Genomic DNA, 17,763 nt, shown 5'->3' on the forward strand with positions numbered 1-17,763 from the left:
GACGTCCCCGGCGGCCCTTTCCGCGTCCCGCGACTCCCGCGTTCCGCCGTTCGGCGGTGCCGCGTCAGCGCTTCGGCACGATGTTCACGATCTTCGGCGCGCGGACGATCACCTTCGCGACGTCCGCGCCGCCCAGCGCGTCCCGGACCTTCGGCGACGCCAGCGCCAGCCGCTCCAGCTCGTCGCCCGCGATGCCCGGCGCCACCTCCAGCCGGTCGCGGACCTTGCCGGCGATCTGGACGACGCAGGTCACCGACTCCTCGACCAGCAGGGCCGGGTCGGCGGACGGCCAGCCCGCGCGGATCACCGGGGTGGTGCGGCCCAGCAGCGACCACGCCTCCTCGGCGGTGTACGGCGCGAATAGCGACAGCAGCACCGCGATCGTCTCGGCGGCCTCGCGGACGGCCGGGTCGGCCGCGCCGGGACCGGAGTCGATCGCCTTGCGGGCCTCGGCGACCAGCTTCATCACCCGCGCGATCGCGACGTTGAACCGCTGCGACTCGACCAGCGTCGTGACCTCGTCCACCGTGCGGGCGGTGGCGCGGCGCAGCGCGACGTCACCGGACGCGACGTCCGCGCCGGGACCGGACGACACCTCGCTCGCGATGCGGTGCACGCGGGACAGGAACTTCGACATGCCGTGCGGGGACACGTCGGCCCAGTCGATGTCGTCCTCGGGCGGGCCCGAGAACAGGATCGCCAGCCGGACGACGTCCACCCCGAACTCGCCGATCTGCTCGCCCAGGTCGACGCCGTTGCCCAGCGACTTCGACATCGCCTTGCCCTGGTTGATCACCTGGCCCTGGTTCAGCAGCCGCGTGAACGGCTCGGTGAAGTCGACCATGCCCATGTCGTGCAGGACCTTGGTGAAGAAGCGGCTGTACAGCAGGTGCAGGATGGCGTGCTCGACGCCGCCGGTGTACTGGTCGACCGGCATCCAGCGGCGGACCTGCTCGACGTCGAACGGGCCGCCCTCGTACCCCGGCGAGCAGTACCGGAAGTAGTACCAGGACGAGTCGACGAACGTGTCCATCGTGTCGGTGTCGCGCGTGGCGGCGCCGCCGCACTTGGGGCACTCGGTGTTCACCCAGCCGGCCGCGGCGGCCAGCGGCGAGGTGCCCTTGGGGGCCAGGTCGGCGCCGCGCAGCCCGTCGGGCAGCCGCACCGGCAGCTGGTCGTCCGGCACGGGGACCTCGCCGCACGCGTCGCAGTGCACGATCGGGATCGGGCAGCCCCAGAACCGCTGCCGCGACACCAGCCAGTCGCGCAGCCGGAAGTTCACCGAGGCCCGGCCGGTGCCGCGCTCCTGCATGATCTCGATGATGCGGGCGATGCCGTCCGGCTTGGCCAGGCCGTCGATCGGGCCCGAGTTGACCAGCAGTCCCTCGCCGGCGGTGGCGACGCCCGTCTCGGCGGGGTCGGCCTGGCCGGTCTCGACGACCACGCGGACCGGCAGCCCGAACTTCAGCGCGAAGTCCAGGTCGCGCTGGTCGTGCGCGGGCACGGCCATGATCGCGCCGTGCCCGTACTCGGCCAGCACGTAGTCCGACGCCCACACCGGCAGCCGCTCGCCGTTCACCGGGTTGATCGCGTAGCGGCCCAGGAAGACGCCGGTCTTCTCCCGCTCGGTGGACAGCCGCTCGATCTCGCTCTCCCGCGAGACCTCGTCGCGGTACGCCTCGAACGCGGCGCGCCGGTCGGGGTGGCAGACCTGCTCGGCCAGCGGGGCGTCGGCGGCGACGACCATGAACGTGGCGCCGTACAGGGTGTCGGGACGCGTGGTGTAGACGGTGACGGGCTCGTCGCGGCCCTCGATGACGAAGTCGACGTCCGCGCCGGTGGAGCGGCCGATCCAGTTGCGCTGCATCAGCAGGACCCGCTCGGGCCACTTGCCCTCCAGCTGCTCCATGTCGTCCAGCAGCCGGTCCGCGTACTCGGTGATCTTGAAGTACCACTGGGTCAGCACGCGCTTTTCGACCAGGGCGCCGCAGCGCTCGCAGTGCCCGCCGACGACCTGCTCGTTCGCCAGGACGGTCTGGTCCTTCGGGCACCAGTTGACGTGGCCGCCCTTGCGGTAGGCCAGGCCCCGCTCGTAGAAGCGCAGGAACAGCCACTGCGTCCACTTGTAGTACTCGGGGTCGGAGGTGTGCAGCCGCCGCGACCAGTCGAACGACGGCGCGTACCGCTGGAACGACGCCGCCTGGGTGTCGATGTTGGCGTACGTCCACTCGGCGGGGTGGGAGTCGCGCTTGATGGCGGCGTTCTCGGCGGGCAGGCCGAAGGAGTCCCAGCCGATGGGGTGCAGCACGTTGTACCCGCGCTGGAACCAGTAGCGGGCCGGGACGTCGCCGATCGCGAACGCCTCGGCGTGGCCCATGTGCAGGTCACCGCTGGGGTAGGGGAACATGTCCAGCGCGTAGCGCCGCTCCCGGCCGTCGTCGCTCTCGACGGCCTCGAACGGGTCGAGCTCCGCCCAACGGGCCTGCCACTTGTCCTGAACCGCCCGCGGGTCGTACTGCTCGTCGCTGCTCACGCTTTCTCTCTCTTTCCTGGCGAGTCCCTGGCGAAGGGGCCAGGCCGTCCCGCGAAATGAAACGGCCCCTCGCGCAGGAGGGGCCGCCACGCTGACTTCTCGTCAGCGTGGCCGTTCGAGGAGCAGCCTGGCATGCATACAGCAAGCCTAGCGCAACCGCAACCCCCGCCGACCGGGGATATCCGGGGCCGCGCCCGGGGCGGCCGGGTCAGTGACCGGACGCCTGGCGGGCGAGGGACACGACGCCGGTGATCTGGACGCGGGTGAGTTCGAGGTCGGCGCCGACCGCGGCGAGGGTCTCCTCCTCGGAGACGCCGAGCGGGCCGTCCATGAGGGCGATCTCGGCGGCGGCGCGCAGGATGCTCTCGCGCGCCTCGGGGGCCAGCGCCGAGGAGGCGCGCCCCATCTCGACGCGGACCTCGTCGAACGGTCGTCCGAGGTCGGCGTTCAGCGCGCCCTCGTCGTACCCGGCCTCGCCGGCCTGGCGGACGACGGCGACGGCGCGGGAGCGGGACGCCGCGTGGGTGTAGTCGCCCGAGCGCAGTACCTGGGCGATCGCCATCCGCAGCAGCATCGCGGGCATGTGCGCGAGCTGCGCGGTCGTCGGGACCTGCAGGACGCCGGTCGTCCAGCGGCCGCGGCAGGTCCCGCATTCGACGATCTCGCCGCCGGTCTTGTTGAGGGGCAGGACCGGAATGAAGAACAGCGTGAAGAAGTTGCGGCCCTGCCGCTTGCGGTACTCGCGGTCGCCGCCGCACTGCGGACAGTGGAAGACGCCCTTGCCCAGGGTGAAGAACACCACGCGCCAACCGAAAATGATCACGAAAAGGCCCCCTTTTCCCGGAACGGTCATCGTAACCAAGCCGGGCGGGGCGCGTGCGGTCGGCGCACCGCCCGCGGACGATCACCGGGGACGATCGGGCGGGACGATCGGGCGCGAGATCGAGCGGAGATCCGGACTCGACCGGTTCGCCCGTCCGGCCCCGGGACCGTCCGTGTCCCTCCCGTCACACCCGCCCCAAAATCGGAGGTGCGTCGCAAAACGGCACGTCAAAAAGGGCGGCGCGGCATGGCGCCGACCCCGGCGGATACAGCAGGATGAGCGGAACGATTCGTAGACTCGTCGGTAACAACCGGCTCGTCACCCGTTTCCCCGCGCGAGGAGTGCCATGCTCAACCTGTCCGTGCTGCTGGAGGACGCCGCCCGTGAGACGCCCGACCGCGACGCGGTCGTGTTCGGCGATCTGCGGCTCTCGTACTCCTTCATCGATTCGGTCGCGAACCAGGTCGCGAACCTGCTGCGGTCGCGCGGCATCGGACCGGGCGACAAGGTGGCGCTGTCGAGCCCCAACCTGCCGTACTTCCCGATGGTCTACTTCGGGGCGCTCAAGGCGGGCGCGGTCGTCGTGCCGCTGAACGTCCTGCTCAAGCCCCGTGAGATCGCCTACCACCTGGGCGACTCCGACGCGAAGGCGTTCTTCTGCTTCGAGGGCACGCCCGAACTGCCGCTCGGCGAGATGGGGTACGCCGGGTTCGAGCAGGCCGACGCCTGCGAGCACTTCTTCCTGCTCCCGGCGAACCCGGCGGCGACCGAGTCGCCGATCGACGGGGCGGAGCTGTTCTGGGCGGCGCTCGCCGGGCAGCCGGGCACGTTCGAGCCCGTCACCAGCGAGCCCACCGACACCGCGGTGATCATCTACACGAGCGGGACGACCGGGCAGCCGAAGGGCGCCGAACTGTCGCACGGCAACCTGCTGATGAACGCGATGGTCGACGACACCCTCTTCGCCAAGACGCTGCACGACACCTCGCTGGTGACGCTGCCGCTGTTCCACATCTTCGGCCAGACGTGCGTCATGAACGTCGGGTTCTACCGGCGCGGCACGCTGGTGATGCAGCCGCGGTTCGACGCCAAGGAGGCCGTCGCGCTGATGGTCCGCGAGAAGGTGAACATCTTCGCGGGCGTCCCGACGATGTACTGGGGCCTGCTGACCGACGAGACGTCCGCCGAGGACGTCGCGACGATCCGGGAGAACCTGCGGGTCGCGGTGTCGGGCGGCGCGGCGCTGCCGATGGAGGTCCTGAAGGGGGTCAAGGAGAAGTTCGGCCTGGACGTCCTGGAGGGCTACGGCCTGTCGGAGACGTCGCCGGTCGCGTCGTTCAACCGCCCGGACCGTCCGACCAAGCCCGGCTCGATCGGCCTGCCGGTGTGGGGCGTCGAGATGAAGCTGATCGACGACGACTGGAAGGACGTCGAGGGCGAGGGCCCCGGCGAGATCGCGATCCGCGGCCACAACATCATGAAGGGCTACTACAAGCGGCCCGAGGCGACCGAGGGCGCGATCCGCGACGGCTGGTTCCGCACCGGCGACGTGGCCCGCCGCGACGAGGAGGGCTACTACTTCATCATCGACCGCTCCAAGGACATGATCATCCGGGGCGGCTACAACGTGTACCCGCGGGAGCTCGAAGAGGTCCTGATGACGCACCCGCAGGTGTCGCTGGCCGCCGTCGTGGGCGTCCCGCACGACAGCCACGGCGAGGAGATCAAGGCGTACGTGATCCGCACGCCGGACGCGTCCGTGACCGAGGACGAGCTGGTCGCGTGGGGCAAGGAGCAGTTCGCCAACTACAAGTACCCGCGGATCGTCGAGTTCCGCGACGAGCTGCCGATGACCGCCACGGGCAAGATCCTCAAGCGCGAGCTGCGCTGACCCGTCGCGGTTCACGGGCCCCGGCGGATCCGCCGGGGCCGTCCGCGTTCAGAAGGTGTACGGCAGCCGCTTGATGCCGTTGATGAAGTTCGACTCCAGCCGCTCGGGCTCCCCGGCGCGGATGTCCGGGACCCGGCGCAGCAGCTCGCGGAACATCACGGTGATCTCGCGGCGGGCGAGGTGGGCGCCGAGGCAGAAGTGCGGGCCGGGGCCGCCGAACCCGACGTGCGGGTTGGGGTCGCGGAGGATGTCGAACTTCTCCGGGTCGGTGAAGACCGACTCGTCCCGGTTCGCGGACCAGTAGTAGAGGACGAGCTTGTCGCCCTCCTTGATCTCGTGCTCGTTCAGCGTCGTGTCGCGGGTCGCGGTGCGGCGCATCCAGATGACCGGGGACACGTACCGGATGATCTCCTCGACGCGCGCGGCATGCGGGCGTCGAAGTCCTCGACCAGGAGGGCCCGCTGGTCGGGGTGCCTGGTGAACAGGTCGAGGCCGTGCGCGATGGCGTTGCGGGTCGTCTCGTTGCCCGCGACGACGAGCAGGATGAAGAACGAGCCGAGTTCCTGGTCGGTCAGGCTCTCGCCGTCGATGTTGGCGTTGACGAGCGCGGACGTCAGGTCGTCGGTGGGCTCGGCGCGGCGGCGTCGTCCGAGCTCCTCCACCAGGCCCTTGAGGCTCTCGCCGGCGCCCAGCAGCGCCATCGCCATCTCCTCGGCGCTGCCGGTGGGGAGGAACTCGGCGTCGTTGCCCGCGAGGATGACGTTGGTGGCGTCCAGGACGGTGCCGTACTTCTCCTCGCCGATGCCCATCATGTCGCAGATGATCTTCAGCGGGAGGCGGGCGGCGACGTCCTGGACGAAGTCGCCCGTCCCGTGGCCCGCGGCGATCTCCTCCACCAGCTCGGCGGCGACCGACTCGACCTTGTCCTCGAACCGCTGGATCATGCGCGGGGAGAACGCCCGGGAGACGATCCGGCGGATCTTGGCGTGCCGCGGGTCGTCCATGTTGATCATGGAGCCGAAGTACTCGTGCAGGTCGCCCGGCATGTCGGGGATGCTGATCGTGCCGCGTCCGGAGCAGAAGTCCTGGGGACGGCGGGACGCCTCGACGACGTCGGCGTGCCGGGTCAGCGCGTAGTAGCCGGGCCCCTGCTCGACGATCTCGACCAAGGGCTCCTCGTAGCGGATCAGGTCGGGGTGCCATCGCAGGGCCTTGAACGCCTCGTGGCGGTAGTCGTGGGGACGGCGCCAGAAGCCCCAGTCGGTCAGGTTGATGTCCTCGACCTTGAGCACGTGTATGTCACCTCATCGTTCCGAACCAGATTCGGTTTACATGCACCCTCTCAAAGTAAAGCGCGGCCCCGGTAGCCCGATCGACAATACGTGAGCCGGGTCACATCGCGGCTCGGGGCCCGCGATGAAAGGGTGGCGGCGCGCGACGAGAAAGTGAGGACTTATGGGCGACATGACCGACATCACGGACGGCATGATCGAGGCGAACGGACTGACGTTCGGCTATCTGGCGGCTGGCCCGCCCGACGGGCCGCTCGCGCTGTGCCTGCACGGCTTCCCCGACACGCCGCACACGTGGCGGCCGCTCCTGCCCGAACTGGCCGCCGCCGGGTACCGCGCCGTGGCCCCGTTCATGCGCGGCTACGCGCCCACGTCCGTCCCCGCCGACGGCGCCTACCAGACCGGCGCGCTCGCCGCGGACGCCGTCGCGCTGCACGAGGCCCTCGGCGGCGGACCCGACGCCGTCGTCATCGGCCACGACTGGGGCGCCGCCGCGACCTACGGAGCGGCGAACCTGGCCCCGGACCGGTGGCGCAAGGCCGTCGCGATGGCCGTCCCGCCGATCGAGGTGCTGGTCAGCTCGTTCTTCGCCTACGAGCAGCTCAAGCGGTCCTTCTACGTCTTCGTGTTCCAGACGCCCCTCGCCGAGACGGTCCTGAACCGCGACTTCGTCGCCGGGCTGTGGCGCGACTGGTCGCCGCCCGACGCCCCCGACGCCGCCGAAGAGGTCGACCGCGTCATGGAATGCCTCGCGACCCCGGCCAACATCACCGCCGCGCTCGGCTACTACCGGGCGATGCTCGACCCCGCGCGGCACGTCGAACGCTACGCGGACGCACAGCGCGCGGCGGACGCGCGCGGCGTCCGTCCCGTCCTGTACCTGCACGGCGGCCGGGACGGCTGCATGGGCGCGGACGTCGTCGCGCCGGGCGGCGACCTCGCCCCGATCGTCGCCGCGCTGCCACCGGGATCGCGGGCGCGGCTCGTCCCCGGGGGCGGGCACTTCCTGCAGCGGGACCGGCCCGCGGAGGTCAACCGGCTGATCCTCGACTGGCTCGCCGAGTAAGCCTCAGTACGGGGCGCCGAACGGGGCGACGTCCCCCGGGTCCAGCTCCGCCCGCGTCCGGACGTACCGGACGGCGTGCCGCCAGCGTCCGTTCTCCACCGCCGCGTCCGCGCTGAACTCCACCACCGTCTCCGGCTCGGTCCGGACGTACCGGATCGGCGGGTGCGAGCCGTAGGGGCCGCCCGCGAAGCCCGACGGCAGCTCCGCCGGCCACGGATGGTCCGCGCCGCCGGGCCGCAGCACCGCGGCCAGCCCGGTGCGCGCGGCGGGCGGCAGCGGCGTCGTCCGGGCGACCACCCGCAGCCGCCCGTCCGCGTCGAACCGGCCCAGGATCAGCGACTCCGGCGCCTGCCGGGTGCCGGTCACCCCGCCGACGATCCCCTCCGCCGTCGTCCGCCGCTTCACCTTCTGCCAGCGGCGGCGCCCCTCCAGGTACGCGCCGTCGGCGTCCTTGACGACCAGCCCCTCGCCGCGCGCGGCGAGCGCGTCGAACCACAGGCGCGCCTCCGCGACGTCCGCCGTCTGCGGCGTCGCCACCACCCGGGAACCGGACGGGACGTCCGCGAGCAGCCGTTCGAGGATCGTGCGGCGCTCGCGCAGCGGCCGCGGCCGCAGGTCGTCGCCGCCGGTCTCCAGGACGTCGAACACCACGTAGTGGCACGGTTCGTCGCGCGCCAGGTCCCGGCGGCGGCGCCCGGCGACGTGCCGGCGCTGCAGCGCGCCGAAGTCCAGCCGCCCGTCGGGCCCCCACCGGACGATCTCGCCGTCCAGCACCGTCGCGGCCGGGACGACCTCCGCGACGGCCGCCGCGACCTCGGGGAACGCCTCGTTGAACCGGGTCCGGCGGCGGGACGCCAGCAGCACCGCGCCCGTCTCGTCCACGATCGCGACCGCGCGGAACCCGTCGAACTTGGGCTCGTACCGGCACCCGCCCGGGCACGCCTGCGGCTCCGGCACGCGGTCGACCGTCGCCGCCAGCATCGGCTTCACCGGGGACCGGATGTGCATGGCCACGCGTCCCCCCGAACTCGGCGTCCTGGTCCCCGCCTACCCCGTTCGACCTGCGGGGATATCGACACGGCGGAATGTTGACCGGTTTTGTACGCGCTCGGGCGGGGGGCGGGCCGGCCGGGGAACGGAACGGGCCGGCCGGTCACCCGGTCGGCCCGTCTGTCCTGCGGGAGCTTCGCCGCGGTCACACGCCCCAGTCGGGACGCAGCGGCATGTTGCCGTTCCCCTTCTCGTCCAGCTTCACCCCAAGGGTCTGGTGCAGCTGGATCCAGTTCTGCTTGAAGCCGAGCACGCACCCGGCCATGTAGACGCGCCACACGCGGGCCGTGCCCTCGCCGACGTCGGCGACGGCCTCGTCCCAGTGCTCGTCCAGGTTGCGGCACCAGCCGGTGAGCGTGCGGGCGTAGTGCTCCCGCAGGTTCTCCTGGTGCCGGATCTCGAAGCCCGCGTCGTTCATCTGCATCTGGACGAACCCGGGGCCTTCGAGTTCACCGTCCGGGAACACGTACCGGTTGATGAACCCGTTCTCCTTGCGCGGCGGCGCCAGGTTGTCGGGCCGCGTGATGGTGTGGTTCAGCATCCGCCCGCCCGGCTTCAGCTTCCCGTGCAGGAACGCGAAGTACGACGGCAGGTTCGCCTTGCCGATGTGCTCGGTCAGCCCGATCGAGCTGACGGCGTCGAAGCCGGTCTCGGCGACGTCCCGGTAGTCCAGGTGCCGCACCTCGGCCAGGTCCGACAGGCCGCGGTCGGCGATCGCCTTCTGCGCCCACTCCGCCTGCTGCTTCGACAGCGTCACGCCCAGCGCCTTCACGCCGTACTCCTGCGCGGCGTGCATCACCATGCCGCCCCAGCCGCAGCCCACGTCCAGCAGCCGCATCCCCGGCTTCAGCCCGATCTTCTTGGCGACCAGATCGTGCTTGTGGAACTGCGCCTCCTCCAGCGTCGCGTCCTCCGTGGGGAAGCACGCGCACGTGTACGCCATCGACGGGCCCAGCACCCACTCGTAAAACGCGTTCGACACGTCGTAGTGGTGGGAGATCGCCTTCGCGTCGCGCCGCTTGGAGTGCCGCAGCCACGACGGGATCCGGCTGAACGGCGCCTCCTGCGGCGGCGGGTCCAGCCGGCGGCTCACCGCGCCCCGCAGCAGCGGGTCGCGCATCACCTCGGCGAGGATCCCCGCCTTCTGCCGTCCGGTGATCTCGCCGAACACCGCCTGCATCGTGGACAGCGCCGTGATCATGTCGCCGGAGACGTCGATCATCCCGGTCACGTAGGCGCGCGCGAGACCGAGCGCCCCCGGCGAATGCACCAGGTAGGACACCGCGTACGGCGAACGAACGTCGAAGCGGATGTCGGCGCCGGGCGTCCCCGCCCGGGAACCGTCGTACCCCGCGAACTCCACTGGCGCCTGCGCCCCGGCGATCTGCTCGAAGACCCTGGCCAGCGTCATTGTGATCCCTCCTGTCTCTCCACCCGGACGGCCGAGTCCGCCGGCCGCCGACATGGTCGGCCGCCGCCCGCCGCCGGGCCCCCCGAAATCGGCGGGCGCCCGATCAGCGCCCGCGCACGCACTTGTCGTAGAGGTCCAGCAGCCGCCCGTCCGGGTCGTAGGCCCCCTTGAGCCGCCGGTAGCTGTCCCCGTCGTAGTACCGCCAGAACTCGTCCCGGCCGTAGAACGCCGTCGAATAAAGGGACTTGTGCCCGTCCAGGGCGGCGACCCTACGCTCGATCAGCCGGTTGTGGTACTCGGGGATCTGCCCCGGGGGAATCCGCACCGTCCCCCAGAACCCCGCGTTCACGTAGGTGCGGCCGCGCTCCAGCGGGTACAGCGGCCAATCCTCCTTCGTCCGCAGCGGGCACAACCAGATGGGGCTCATCCCCACCTTGTCGTGGAAGAACTCCAGGAACTCCGGCAGCCGCTCCACCGGAACCTCGATGTCCTGGATGACGTCCTCGCGCGGCCGCTGCCCCCGCCACCGGTCCACGCGGGCGACCAACTGGTACCGCCGGTCGTAGGCGACCAGCTTCCGGTACACGTCCGACCGCTTGGCCTTGTCCGGCCACACGCGCCGGACGAGCGGATTCTGCACCCCGAACGCGCCCGAGCACCAGAACCAGTCGGTGTCCCAGCGCCAGATGTAGTCGCGGACCGTCAGGAAATCGACCGAGCGCCGCTGGATCGACCGGTAGTAGATGTCCTGACCGGTGTAGTCCGAGGTGTACGGCGCCTCGTCGGTGAAGAACCCGAGCGTGATGTACTGCTCCGACGGGCCGAAGACCGTGCCGTCCATGAAGTCGACGGACTCGCCCTCGTACGTCCGCGACTCGGTGAGCTCCGCCATCGCCGTCGCGAGCGCGCCGCGTCGCCGAACCGCAGGTGCCGCAGCCGGACGTACGGGCGGACGGGCCGCAGCTCGATCTTCAGCCGCAGGGAGTAGCCGAGCGTCCCGTAGGAGTTCGGGAACCCGTAGAACAGGTCCGCGTGCTCGTTGTCGCGCGTCGCCGTGACGACCTGGCCGTCCCCGGTCAGGACCTCCATCTCCAGCACCGACTCGTGCGGGAGCCCGTCGCGGAACGACGTCGACTCGATGCCGAGCCCGGTCACCGCGCCGCCCAGCGTGATCGTCTTCAGCTGCGGGACGACCGTCGGCATCAGCCCGTGCGGGAGCGTCGCGTCGACCAGGTCCTCGTAGGTCGTCATGCCCTGGACCTGCGCGGTGCGCTCGTCCGGGTCCACGCTCAGCACGGAGTCGAACCCCGACACGTCCAGGCCGGGCGCCTCCGAGGGGTCGCGCCACCGGAACAGGTTCGACGTCTTCTTCGCCAGCCGCACCGGCGTGCCCGCCGGGATCGCCGCATAGGACCGCCTGAGCGCCTCCACCGCCCGCTGGTGATCGCCCTTGATCGCAAGCTCCGTCATGTACCCCTCCCGAACATAGTTAATCGATCATCCCATGTACGGTCCACATAACCCGGACGTTGTTGTCATCACAGGCGGGGAGGGGAATAAAGGTACGGGCACGCTGATCCATCTCCCCACGAGGCGGCTGAACAACCTTTCCCCATGGGTGCGCGCCGACAAACCCGCGGGCTACTTGACCAGCCGGAGAATCCACGGGTAGCGGAACGGCTGCCCGGCCAGCGCGTAGATCGCCGCGACGATCGAGGCGATCCACGTCACCGCGTACAGCATCCCGCCGAACCCGAACGTCACGATCGTGATCAGCAGCAGCGTCACCTGCAGGTTCACGGCCTCCGCCGCCTGCCGCCGCACGAACTCCGACCGGCGGCCCCGGGTCAGCAGCACCACCAGCGGCCCCACGAACAGCGTCCACGCCGCCAGCCCGTGGGCCATCGCCGCCGCCACCCGGTCGCCCCCGTCCGGCTCCGGCCCCGCGACCGCGGGCATCGGCGCCAGGTCCCCGGTGACCACGGCGAGGTCGTCGCGTGTCTTCGCCGTCAGCACCAGATGCGTGCGCAGGTCGAACTCGTCGTGATCGATCCGGCCCTCGGCGAACGCGTCCTTCAGCCGACCGAGAACGGGCTCCCGCTCGGCGTCCGACACCCGCAGGTGGCCCTGAGTGCTCTCCATACCCCCATACTCCTCACCGCCCGCCCCCCGAGCCATCAGGGAAGTCCCTGAGACTGCCCTGACTTCGACTCGACGTACTCCTCCCCTGGTGCCAGACGCCCGCCGAACAACTGCGACACGGTGACGAACACGTACCCGTCGTCCCGCAGCCGGTCGATGATGTCCGGGACCGCGTCCACCGTCGAACCGTGGATGTCGTGCATCAGCACGACCGCGCCCGGCCGCACCCCCTCGACGACCCGGCGCTCGACGGACCCGCTGTCGCGCTCGCTCCAGTCCAGCGGATCGACCGACCACAGCACCTGCGACAGCCCCATCCGCCGCGCCTCCCGCGTCAGCGTCCCCGACATCGACCCGTACGGCGGACGCAGCAGCACGGGCGTGACCCCGGTCGCGGCGCGCACCGCCTCCTGCGTCCTCCGCAGTTCCGAGACGACCCGCCGCTTCGACGCCGCGCCCAGGTCCGCGTGCGTGTAACTGTGGTTCCCGACCTCGTGCCCCGCGAGGTGCTCCCGCCGGACGAGTTCCGGGTGCTCCGCCGCGTTCTCCCCCACGACGAAGAACGTCGCCCGCACTCCCCGGGCGTCCAGCACGTCCAGCAGTTCCGCGGTCCCCGGCACCGGACCGTCGTCGAACGTCAGCGCCACGCACTTCGCCCGCGCGCAGTCGACGTCCGGCACCGGCGGCGGTTCCGGCTTCGGCTTCGGCTTCGGCTTCGGCTTCGGCTTCGGCTTCGGCTTCGGCAGCTCCCGCACCACCTGCACGGCCACGGGCTCCTCCCTTCCCGCGGACGGCGCGAGCGTGCTGAGCCACCCGCACAGCGCGGCCGCGAGCACGGCCGCGGCCCCGCGCCGGACCAGGCCAGGCCCGTCCATCTGCTCCCCCCGATCTTCGAGCCTCGCCAGTCTAGATCGCGGACCACCGCCCGTCCGGGACGCGAATTGTCGTGTCGGGAACCGCCGCGAGCAAACGATCGTTATCGTCAGCACCGGCCCCGGAACGGCTCCGGGGGCGCCACCGAGGGGCAGACCATGAGGTTCCGGGACCGGTTCGGCATCCGCAAGCACCGCGGATCCACGGTGACGAAGTTCGACCGCGAGGCCACCGACGCCGACATCGAGGCGCTCATCGCCTTCGCCCGCTCCCGCCGCGGCGTCGAGTTCTTCGTCGAGCCGGAAACCTTCGCCACCGACACCACCGCGGTCGCCGTCGCCCACGACGGCGAATGGACCCGCCGCCGCGTCGGCTCCCCCAAGGTCATCGGCAAGGTCGCCCGCGACCTCGGCGCCCCCGTCTACGACGTCCAGATCGTCGGCTACCCGCCGCGCATGCGGGCCTACAACGCCCGCAACCGCGACCGCCGCATCGACCCCGGCGCCCCCGGCGAAGCCGTCTCCTGAAACACGGCCGCCGACCGAGGCGCGGCGACGGGACGTCGCGTCCCGCGGCCGAACCCGTTGGCACCACCGGCAACCCATGACCGCACGGCCGGGCTCCGATCGACGAAGCCCGCGATCGGACGGCACCACGTCCGCGTCCGCGGCCGACGCAGACATCGCCGCCGCATACAACCGGTCGGTGCGCCCGTGCCTCATGTGACCGTCCCTCCCCCGCCACCATCCCGCCGAATGACGAGAAACGAACGCCCCGGGGTGTCAACCGTCGTCGGGGGTCTGAGCGGTTCGTGAGGCGGGTGATCCCCGGCGTGCTCGCGTGTGGGCGCGCCGGGGATCGCGGTGTTGCGGTGCGGGGTGGGCGGCGTACCGGCCAGCGGCGTCGGACAAGCCCGGTGACCGTGCCGGGCCGTGAAGACGGACGTCGGTTCGCGGGAGTTACGGGGGCGGGGCAGAACGCCGCCCCAATCGGGAAGTCATGAGGTCAGTGCCCCAGTCGGTGCAGCAGGCGGCGGGTGAGGTCGTGGAGGCGGCCGGCGGCGTCGGGGTCGAAGGAGGGGTCGTCGAGGCCGATCGGGGCGAAGCGCGCGAAGGCGGTGAGCGGCGCCGTGGGCGGGGCGTCGATGCGGGCGCCGATCGGCTCGACGCCGTCCCGGACGGGTCGGCCGTGCCGTTTGAGATCGGCGACGTGGGCGGCGGTGGCCGCGTCGTACTCGCCGGCGAAGCTCGTCGCGACCGGGCCGGGATTGATGAGCACGTAGCTCGTGCGTCGGGCGGCGTGACGGGCGGCGTAGTCGACGCCGAGCAGGTCGTTGGCCCGGCCGGCCTGCATCTGCGCGGCGACCCCCTCGTAGCCGCGTTCGAGCATGAGGTCGTCCCAGTGGATGCGGCCCATCGGTACGCCGGGTCCGGACACGTTGACGATGACGCCGGGCTCGTTGAGGCCGTGACCGAGCAGGAACCGGCTCAGGTACTCCAGCGCGAAGGTCCCCTCGACACCCTCGGCGGTGACGAACCGGGTCGAGCGGAAGTACCGGGCGCACAGCACCAGGGCGTCCACCACCGGGTACCGGGCGTTGATCTGTTCGAGGACCCGGAGGTTCTCACTGACCAGGCTCAAGTCCGCCGCGATGAACTCGGCTCCGGGGAGGCCGGCGGCCTTGGCGGCGTCGCGGCCGACGACGACCACGGTGTCTCCCCGGTCCAGGTGGATGCGGGCCAGCTCGCGGCCCATCCCGTCGGTACCGCCGGTGATCACGATCGTCTTGGCGGGGGCGTTCGCGGAGCCGTTCATCGGGTCGTCCTTTCGGGCATGGCGGGTCGGTGTTGGGTGTCCGGCGCGGCCGGACGGCCGGGCAGCAGCGGAACGGCGGCCAGGACGACCGCGAGCACGCCCGCGGTGAGCCAGAAGACGCCGTGCACGCCGGTGACCGGGTCGGCGGAGATCTGCAGGACGAGGGTGACCACGGCGACGCCGAGGGCCGCGCCGAGTTGGTTGAGCATGTAGAGCACGGAACTGCCCTGGGCGATCATCGGGCCGGGCAGGCTGCGGTACAACGACCCCATGGTGGGGGCGCTGAAGAACCCCATCCCGAGGCCGAGCGCGAACGCGGTCACGACCGGCCACGTCTCGGTGGTGCCGGCGCCGACGCGGGTGAAGGCCAGCGCGCCGAGCAGGGCCGCCGCCGCCCGCCGGTGAAGGCCGCGGGGGCCGAGCCGGTCCGACAGCCGTCCGGCCAGCGGCATCGAGATCGCGCCGCCGAGCCCCACCGGGGCCATCAGCAGCGCGGCGGCGAGCACGCCGTGCCCGTGCACCTGCCGGTAGTACAGCGGCAGGACGAACAGCGCAGCGAAGTTGGCCAGCCCGCCCAGCCCCATGATCGCGACGCTCGCGGTGAAGCCGCGGCCGGCGAACAGCCGCAGATCGATCAGCGGCGGGACGGCCCCGGCCCGCCGCGCGTGCGCCGTGTATCCGGCCAGCAGCAGGGCACCGGCGGCCAGCGGGAGCAGCGCCTGCCAGGCGGTGAAGGCCGACTGCTCGGCCGCCTGCGACAGCGCCAGGACGACGGCGGCGAACCCCGGGGCGAGCAGGGCCAGGCCGAGCACGTCCAGCCGCGGGCGCGGTCCGTCGACCACATCGTCGGCGGGCAGGACGCGCACCGCCAGCACGAAGGCGGCCACGCCGACGGGCACGCCGAGCAGGAACATCCAGCGCCAGGACAGGCCGTCCAGGACGGCACCGCCGACGATGGGGCCGAGCACCGGGCCGAGCGAGAGGACGACGCCCATCAGGCCCATCACGCGCCCGGCCCGGGCGGGACCGGCGGCGCGGGCGAGCAGGATCAGCACCAGCGGGTCCAGGAGCCCGGCACCGACGCCCTGCAGCGCGCGGAAGGCGATCAGGCCGCCGATGTCCCGGGCCAGGCCCGCGGCCAGGGCGCCGACCGCGAACACCGCCAGACCCGTCAGCCACAGCCGCCGGCCGCCGAACCGGTCGACCGCCCAAGTGGTGAACGGGATCGTCGCGGTGACCGCGAGCAGGAATCCGGTGGAGGCCCAGCCGACCGTGCTGAGCGAGGCGTCCAGTTCGACGGCCAGGGTGTCGGTCGCCACGGCGGCCATCGAACTGTTCAGGATGCCCAGCAACCCGCCGAGCAGGACCACGCCGATCGTGCCCAGCAGGCGGGCGTCCAAGCGGTCGTCCGCATCGATTGAACTCATGGGTTCAAGTTAATGGCCCAATCAGTCCAGATACAACCTCCAGGTTCATAGAGTTGTACTCACGGGTACAATCAAGGGATGGCGAACACACGCGGAGGCGGCGACCGGCGACAAGCGATCCTGGAAGGCGCGTTCACCGTGTTCGCCCGCCGCGGCTACGCCCAGGCGTGCGTCAAGGAGGTGGCCGCCGAGGCGGGCGTGGCCAAGCCCACCGTCTACAACCACCTCAACGACAAGGCGACCCTGTTCCGGCATGCGATGCGGGCCGCGGCGCAGACCGTCCTGGACGAGCGCCTCGCCGCCCTCGATCCGCTCAAAGACGCGGGCGGCGACCTGCGCACCACCCTGCAGGACGTCGGATACCGACTACTGCGGCTGCACACCGAGGACCGCGCGTGCGCCCTGCGGCGCTTGCTCTATTCGGAGATCACCCAGTTCCCGGACATCCTGGACATCGTCTCCGAGAGCGGGCCGCACCACCTCACCCAGGCGCTGGCCGACCGGCTCGCCCGCCTCGCACTCGCCGGCCGGCTCCGCATCACCGACCCCGACCTGGTCGCCGAGCAGTTCCTCGCCCTGCTCACCGGCCCGCTGGAAGCCCGAACCCGGATGGGCACCCGCCCGATCGACGACGCCGCGCTGCACGACCTGGCCAGAACCGCCGTCGACGCCTTCCTCCAGATCTCCGGCCCCACAGATGACCACGAGAGCGGAAAGTGACCCGCGAAAGCTGATCGCCCAGAGCCGTCGCGCCGCCGGGTAGCCCGGATACACCAACCCGGCCTCGGACTGGATCCGCCGGTCGAACGCGAAGTCGCCAGTCCAGCGGGCGGATACAGGCAAGGGACGGTCACCGACGCCGCTCGTCGAAATGCGTCCAGGGGCGAGCGACCCGTGGGCTCACCTTGGGGAACGCCAAGGCATCGCCTTGCGCCCTCGCTGGTTACTCGGCAGCCAGCTCCATCAGCTGATCGGCGGCGGTGGCATTGCCCCGATCGGCCAAGCGACGCAACTCCCCCACATCGCCGCGTTCGGCAGCCACCTCGACCAACTGATCCGCCGCGGTGGCATTGCCCTGGTTAGCCAAGCGGCGCAACTGCTCGAAATCACCGCGTTCAGCGGCCAGCTCGACCAACTGATCGGCGGCGGTGCCGTTGCCCTGGTCGGCCAGGCGGCGCAGTTCCGTCAGGTCACCACGGCAGGCGGCGAGTTCGATCAGTTGGTCGGCCGCGTACTGGTCACCGCTGTCGGCCCGTTCCCGCAGGGCGGACAACTCGGAGTCGGTCATGGTGGACAACCTCCTATGGTCTGGAGCCTGGGGTGTGTCGCAGTGCTATTCGCCGGGTGAGGGCAGCTTTCCCGCGGCTCGGAGCTCATCGCGGTGGGCGTGCCACTCCCCCAGCAGGGCGGGCAGGCGTTCGCTGAGGAAGTCGGCCAGCG

Annotated in this window: 13 protein-coding genes and 2 pseudogenes; 4 read left to right on the forward strand and 11 right to left on the reverse strand. The window is 71.4% G+C overall.

Annotated elements, in window-relative coordinates:
* Positions 1–64 precede the first annotated feature (64 nt).
* Positions 65–2,533, reverse strand: coding sequence for a leucine--tRNA ligase (leuS, locus tag BJF79_RS36120; protein WP_075904167.1), 2,469 nt, complete (start codon positions 2,531–2,533; stop codon positions 65–67).
* A 208-nt stretch (positions 2,534–2,741) separates the two neighbouring features.
* The gene (locus tag BJF79_RS36125; RefSeq protein ID WP_143220701.1) at positions 2,742–3,356 is read right to left on the reverse strand and encodes a hypothetical protein; all 615 of its coding nucleotides are present in this window, start codon (positions 3,354–3,356) and stop codon (positions 2,742–2,744) included.
* A 346-nt stretch (positions 3,357–3,702) separates the two neighbouring features.
* On the opposite strand from BJF79_RS36125, the gene BJF79_RS36130 reads away from it, so the two are divergent.
* Entirely contained in the window at positions 3,703–5,247 is a 1,545-nt protein-coding gene (locus BJF79_RS36130) for a long-chain-fatty-acid--CoA ligase (RefSeq protein WP_075904168.1), read from the forward strand.
* A gap of 48 nt (positions 5,248–5,295) precedes the next feature.
* On the opposite strand, the pseudogene BJF79_RS36135 reads toward BJF79_RS36130, so the two are convergent.
* Positions 5,296–6,545, reverse strand: a pseudogene (locus BJF79_RS36135) (cytochrome P450).
* 166 nt (positions 6,546–6,711) lie between these two features.
* Here BJF79_RS36135 and BJF79_RS36140 point away from each other — a divergent pair.
* The gene (locus BJF79_RS36140) at positions 6,712–7,605 is read left to right on the forward strand and encodes an alpha/beta fold hydrolase (protein WP_075904198.1); all 894 of its coding nucleotides are present in this window, start codon (positions 6,712–6,714) and stop codon (positions 7,603–7,605) included.
* Positions 7,606–7,608: 3 nt separating this feature from the next.
* On the opposite strand, the gene BJF79_RS36145 is transcribed toward BJF79_RS36140, so the two are convergent.
* From BJF79_RS36145 to BJF79_RS36165, 5 genes and pseudogenes are all read right to left on the reverse strand, one after another.
* Entirely contained in the window at positions 7,609–8,613 is a 1,005-nt protein-coding gene (locus tag BJF79_RS36145) for an ATP-dependent DNA ligase (protein ID WP_262403076.1), read from the reverse strand.
* Positions 8,614–8,800: 187 nt separating this feature from the next.
* On the reverse strand, positions 8,801–10,066 hold the full coding sequence (locus BJF79_RS36150) for a class I SAM-dependent methyltransferase (RefSeq protein ID WP_075904170.1): 1,266 nt from the start codon (positions 10,064–10,066) through the stop codon (positions 8,801–8,803).
* A gap of 103 nt (positions 10,067–10,169) precedes the next feature.
* Positions 10,170–11,536 (reverse strand): annotated as a pseudogene (locus tag BJF79_RS36155) (FAD-binding oxidoreductase).
* 171 nt (positions 11,537–11,707) lie between these two features.
* Positions 11,708–12,208, reverse strand: a complete 501-nt coding sequence (locus tag BJF79_RS36160; RefSeq protein WP_075904172.1) for a DUF1707 and DUF4870 domain-containing protein — start codon at positions 12,206–12,208, stop codon at positions 11,708–11,710.
* 35 nt (positions 12,209–12,243) lie between these two features.
* Complete coding sequence (locus BJF79_RS36165; protein WP_083734507.1) at positions 12,244–13,083, reverse strand: polysaccharide deacetylase family protein; 840 nt, start codon at positions 13,081–13,083, stop codon at positions 12,244–12,246.
* A gap of 156 nt (positions 13,084–13,239) precedes the next feature.
* Here BJF79_RS36165 and BJF79_RS36170 point away from each other — a divergent pair, with 156 nt between their 5' ends.
* Entirely contained in the window at positions 13,240–13,608 is a 369-nt protein-coding gene (locus BJF79_RS36170) for a hypothetical protein (RefSeq protein WP_075904174.1), read from the forward strand.
* 478 nt (positions 13,609–14,086) lie between these two features.
* Here the strand turns inward: BJF79_RS36170 and BJF79_RS36175 are convergent, their stop codons facing one another.
* Together BJF79_RS36175 and BJF79_RS36180 are read right to left on the reverse strand one after the other, a co-directional pair.
* Positions 14,087–14,896 (reverse strand): SDR family NAD(P)-dependent oxidoreductase, encoded by an 810-nt coding sequence (locus BJF79_RS36175; protein WP_075904176.1) that lies wholly within the window; start codon positions 14,894–14,896, stop codon positions 14,087–14,089.
* On the reverse strand, positions 14,893–16,323 hold the full coding sequence (locus tag BJF79_RS36180) for a DHA2 family efflux MFS transporter permease subunit (protein WP_075904178.1): 1,431 nt from the start codon (positions 16,321–16,323) through the stop codon (positions 14,893–14,895). The genes BJF79_RS36175 and BJF79_RS36180 overlap by 4 nt, the downstream gene beginning before the upstream one ends.
* A 78-nt stretch (positions 16,324–16,401) precedes the next feature.
* On the opposite strand from BJF79_RS36180, the gene BJF79_RS36185 reads away from it, so the two are divergent.
* Positions 16,402–17,043, forward strand: coding sequence for a TetR/AcrR family transcriptional regulator (locus BJF79_RS36185; RefSeq protein ID WP_075904180.1), 642 nt, complete (start codon positions 16,402–16,404; stop codon positions 17,041–17,043).
* Positions 17,044–17,266: 223 nt separating this feature from the next.
* Here BJF79_RS36185 and BJF79_RS36190 read toward each other — a convergent pair whose 3' ends face one another.
* Entirely contained in the window at positions 17,267–17,611 is a 345-nt protein-coding gene (locus BJF79_RS36190) for a hypothetical protein (protein WP_262403072.1), read from the reverse strand.
* Between the last annotated feature and the right edge of the window lie 152 nt (positions 17,612–17,763).

It is taken from the genome of Actinomadura sp. CNU-125 (genome assembly GCF_001942465.1).
In the GTDB taxonomy this organism is placed as follows: Bacteria; Actinomycetota; Actinomycetes; order Streptosporangiales; family Streptosporangiaceae; genus Spirillospora.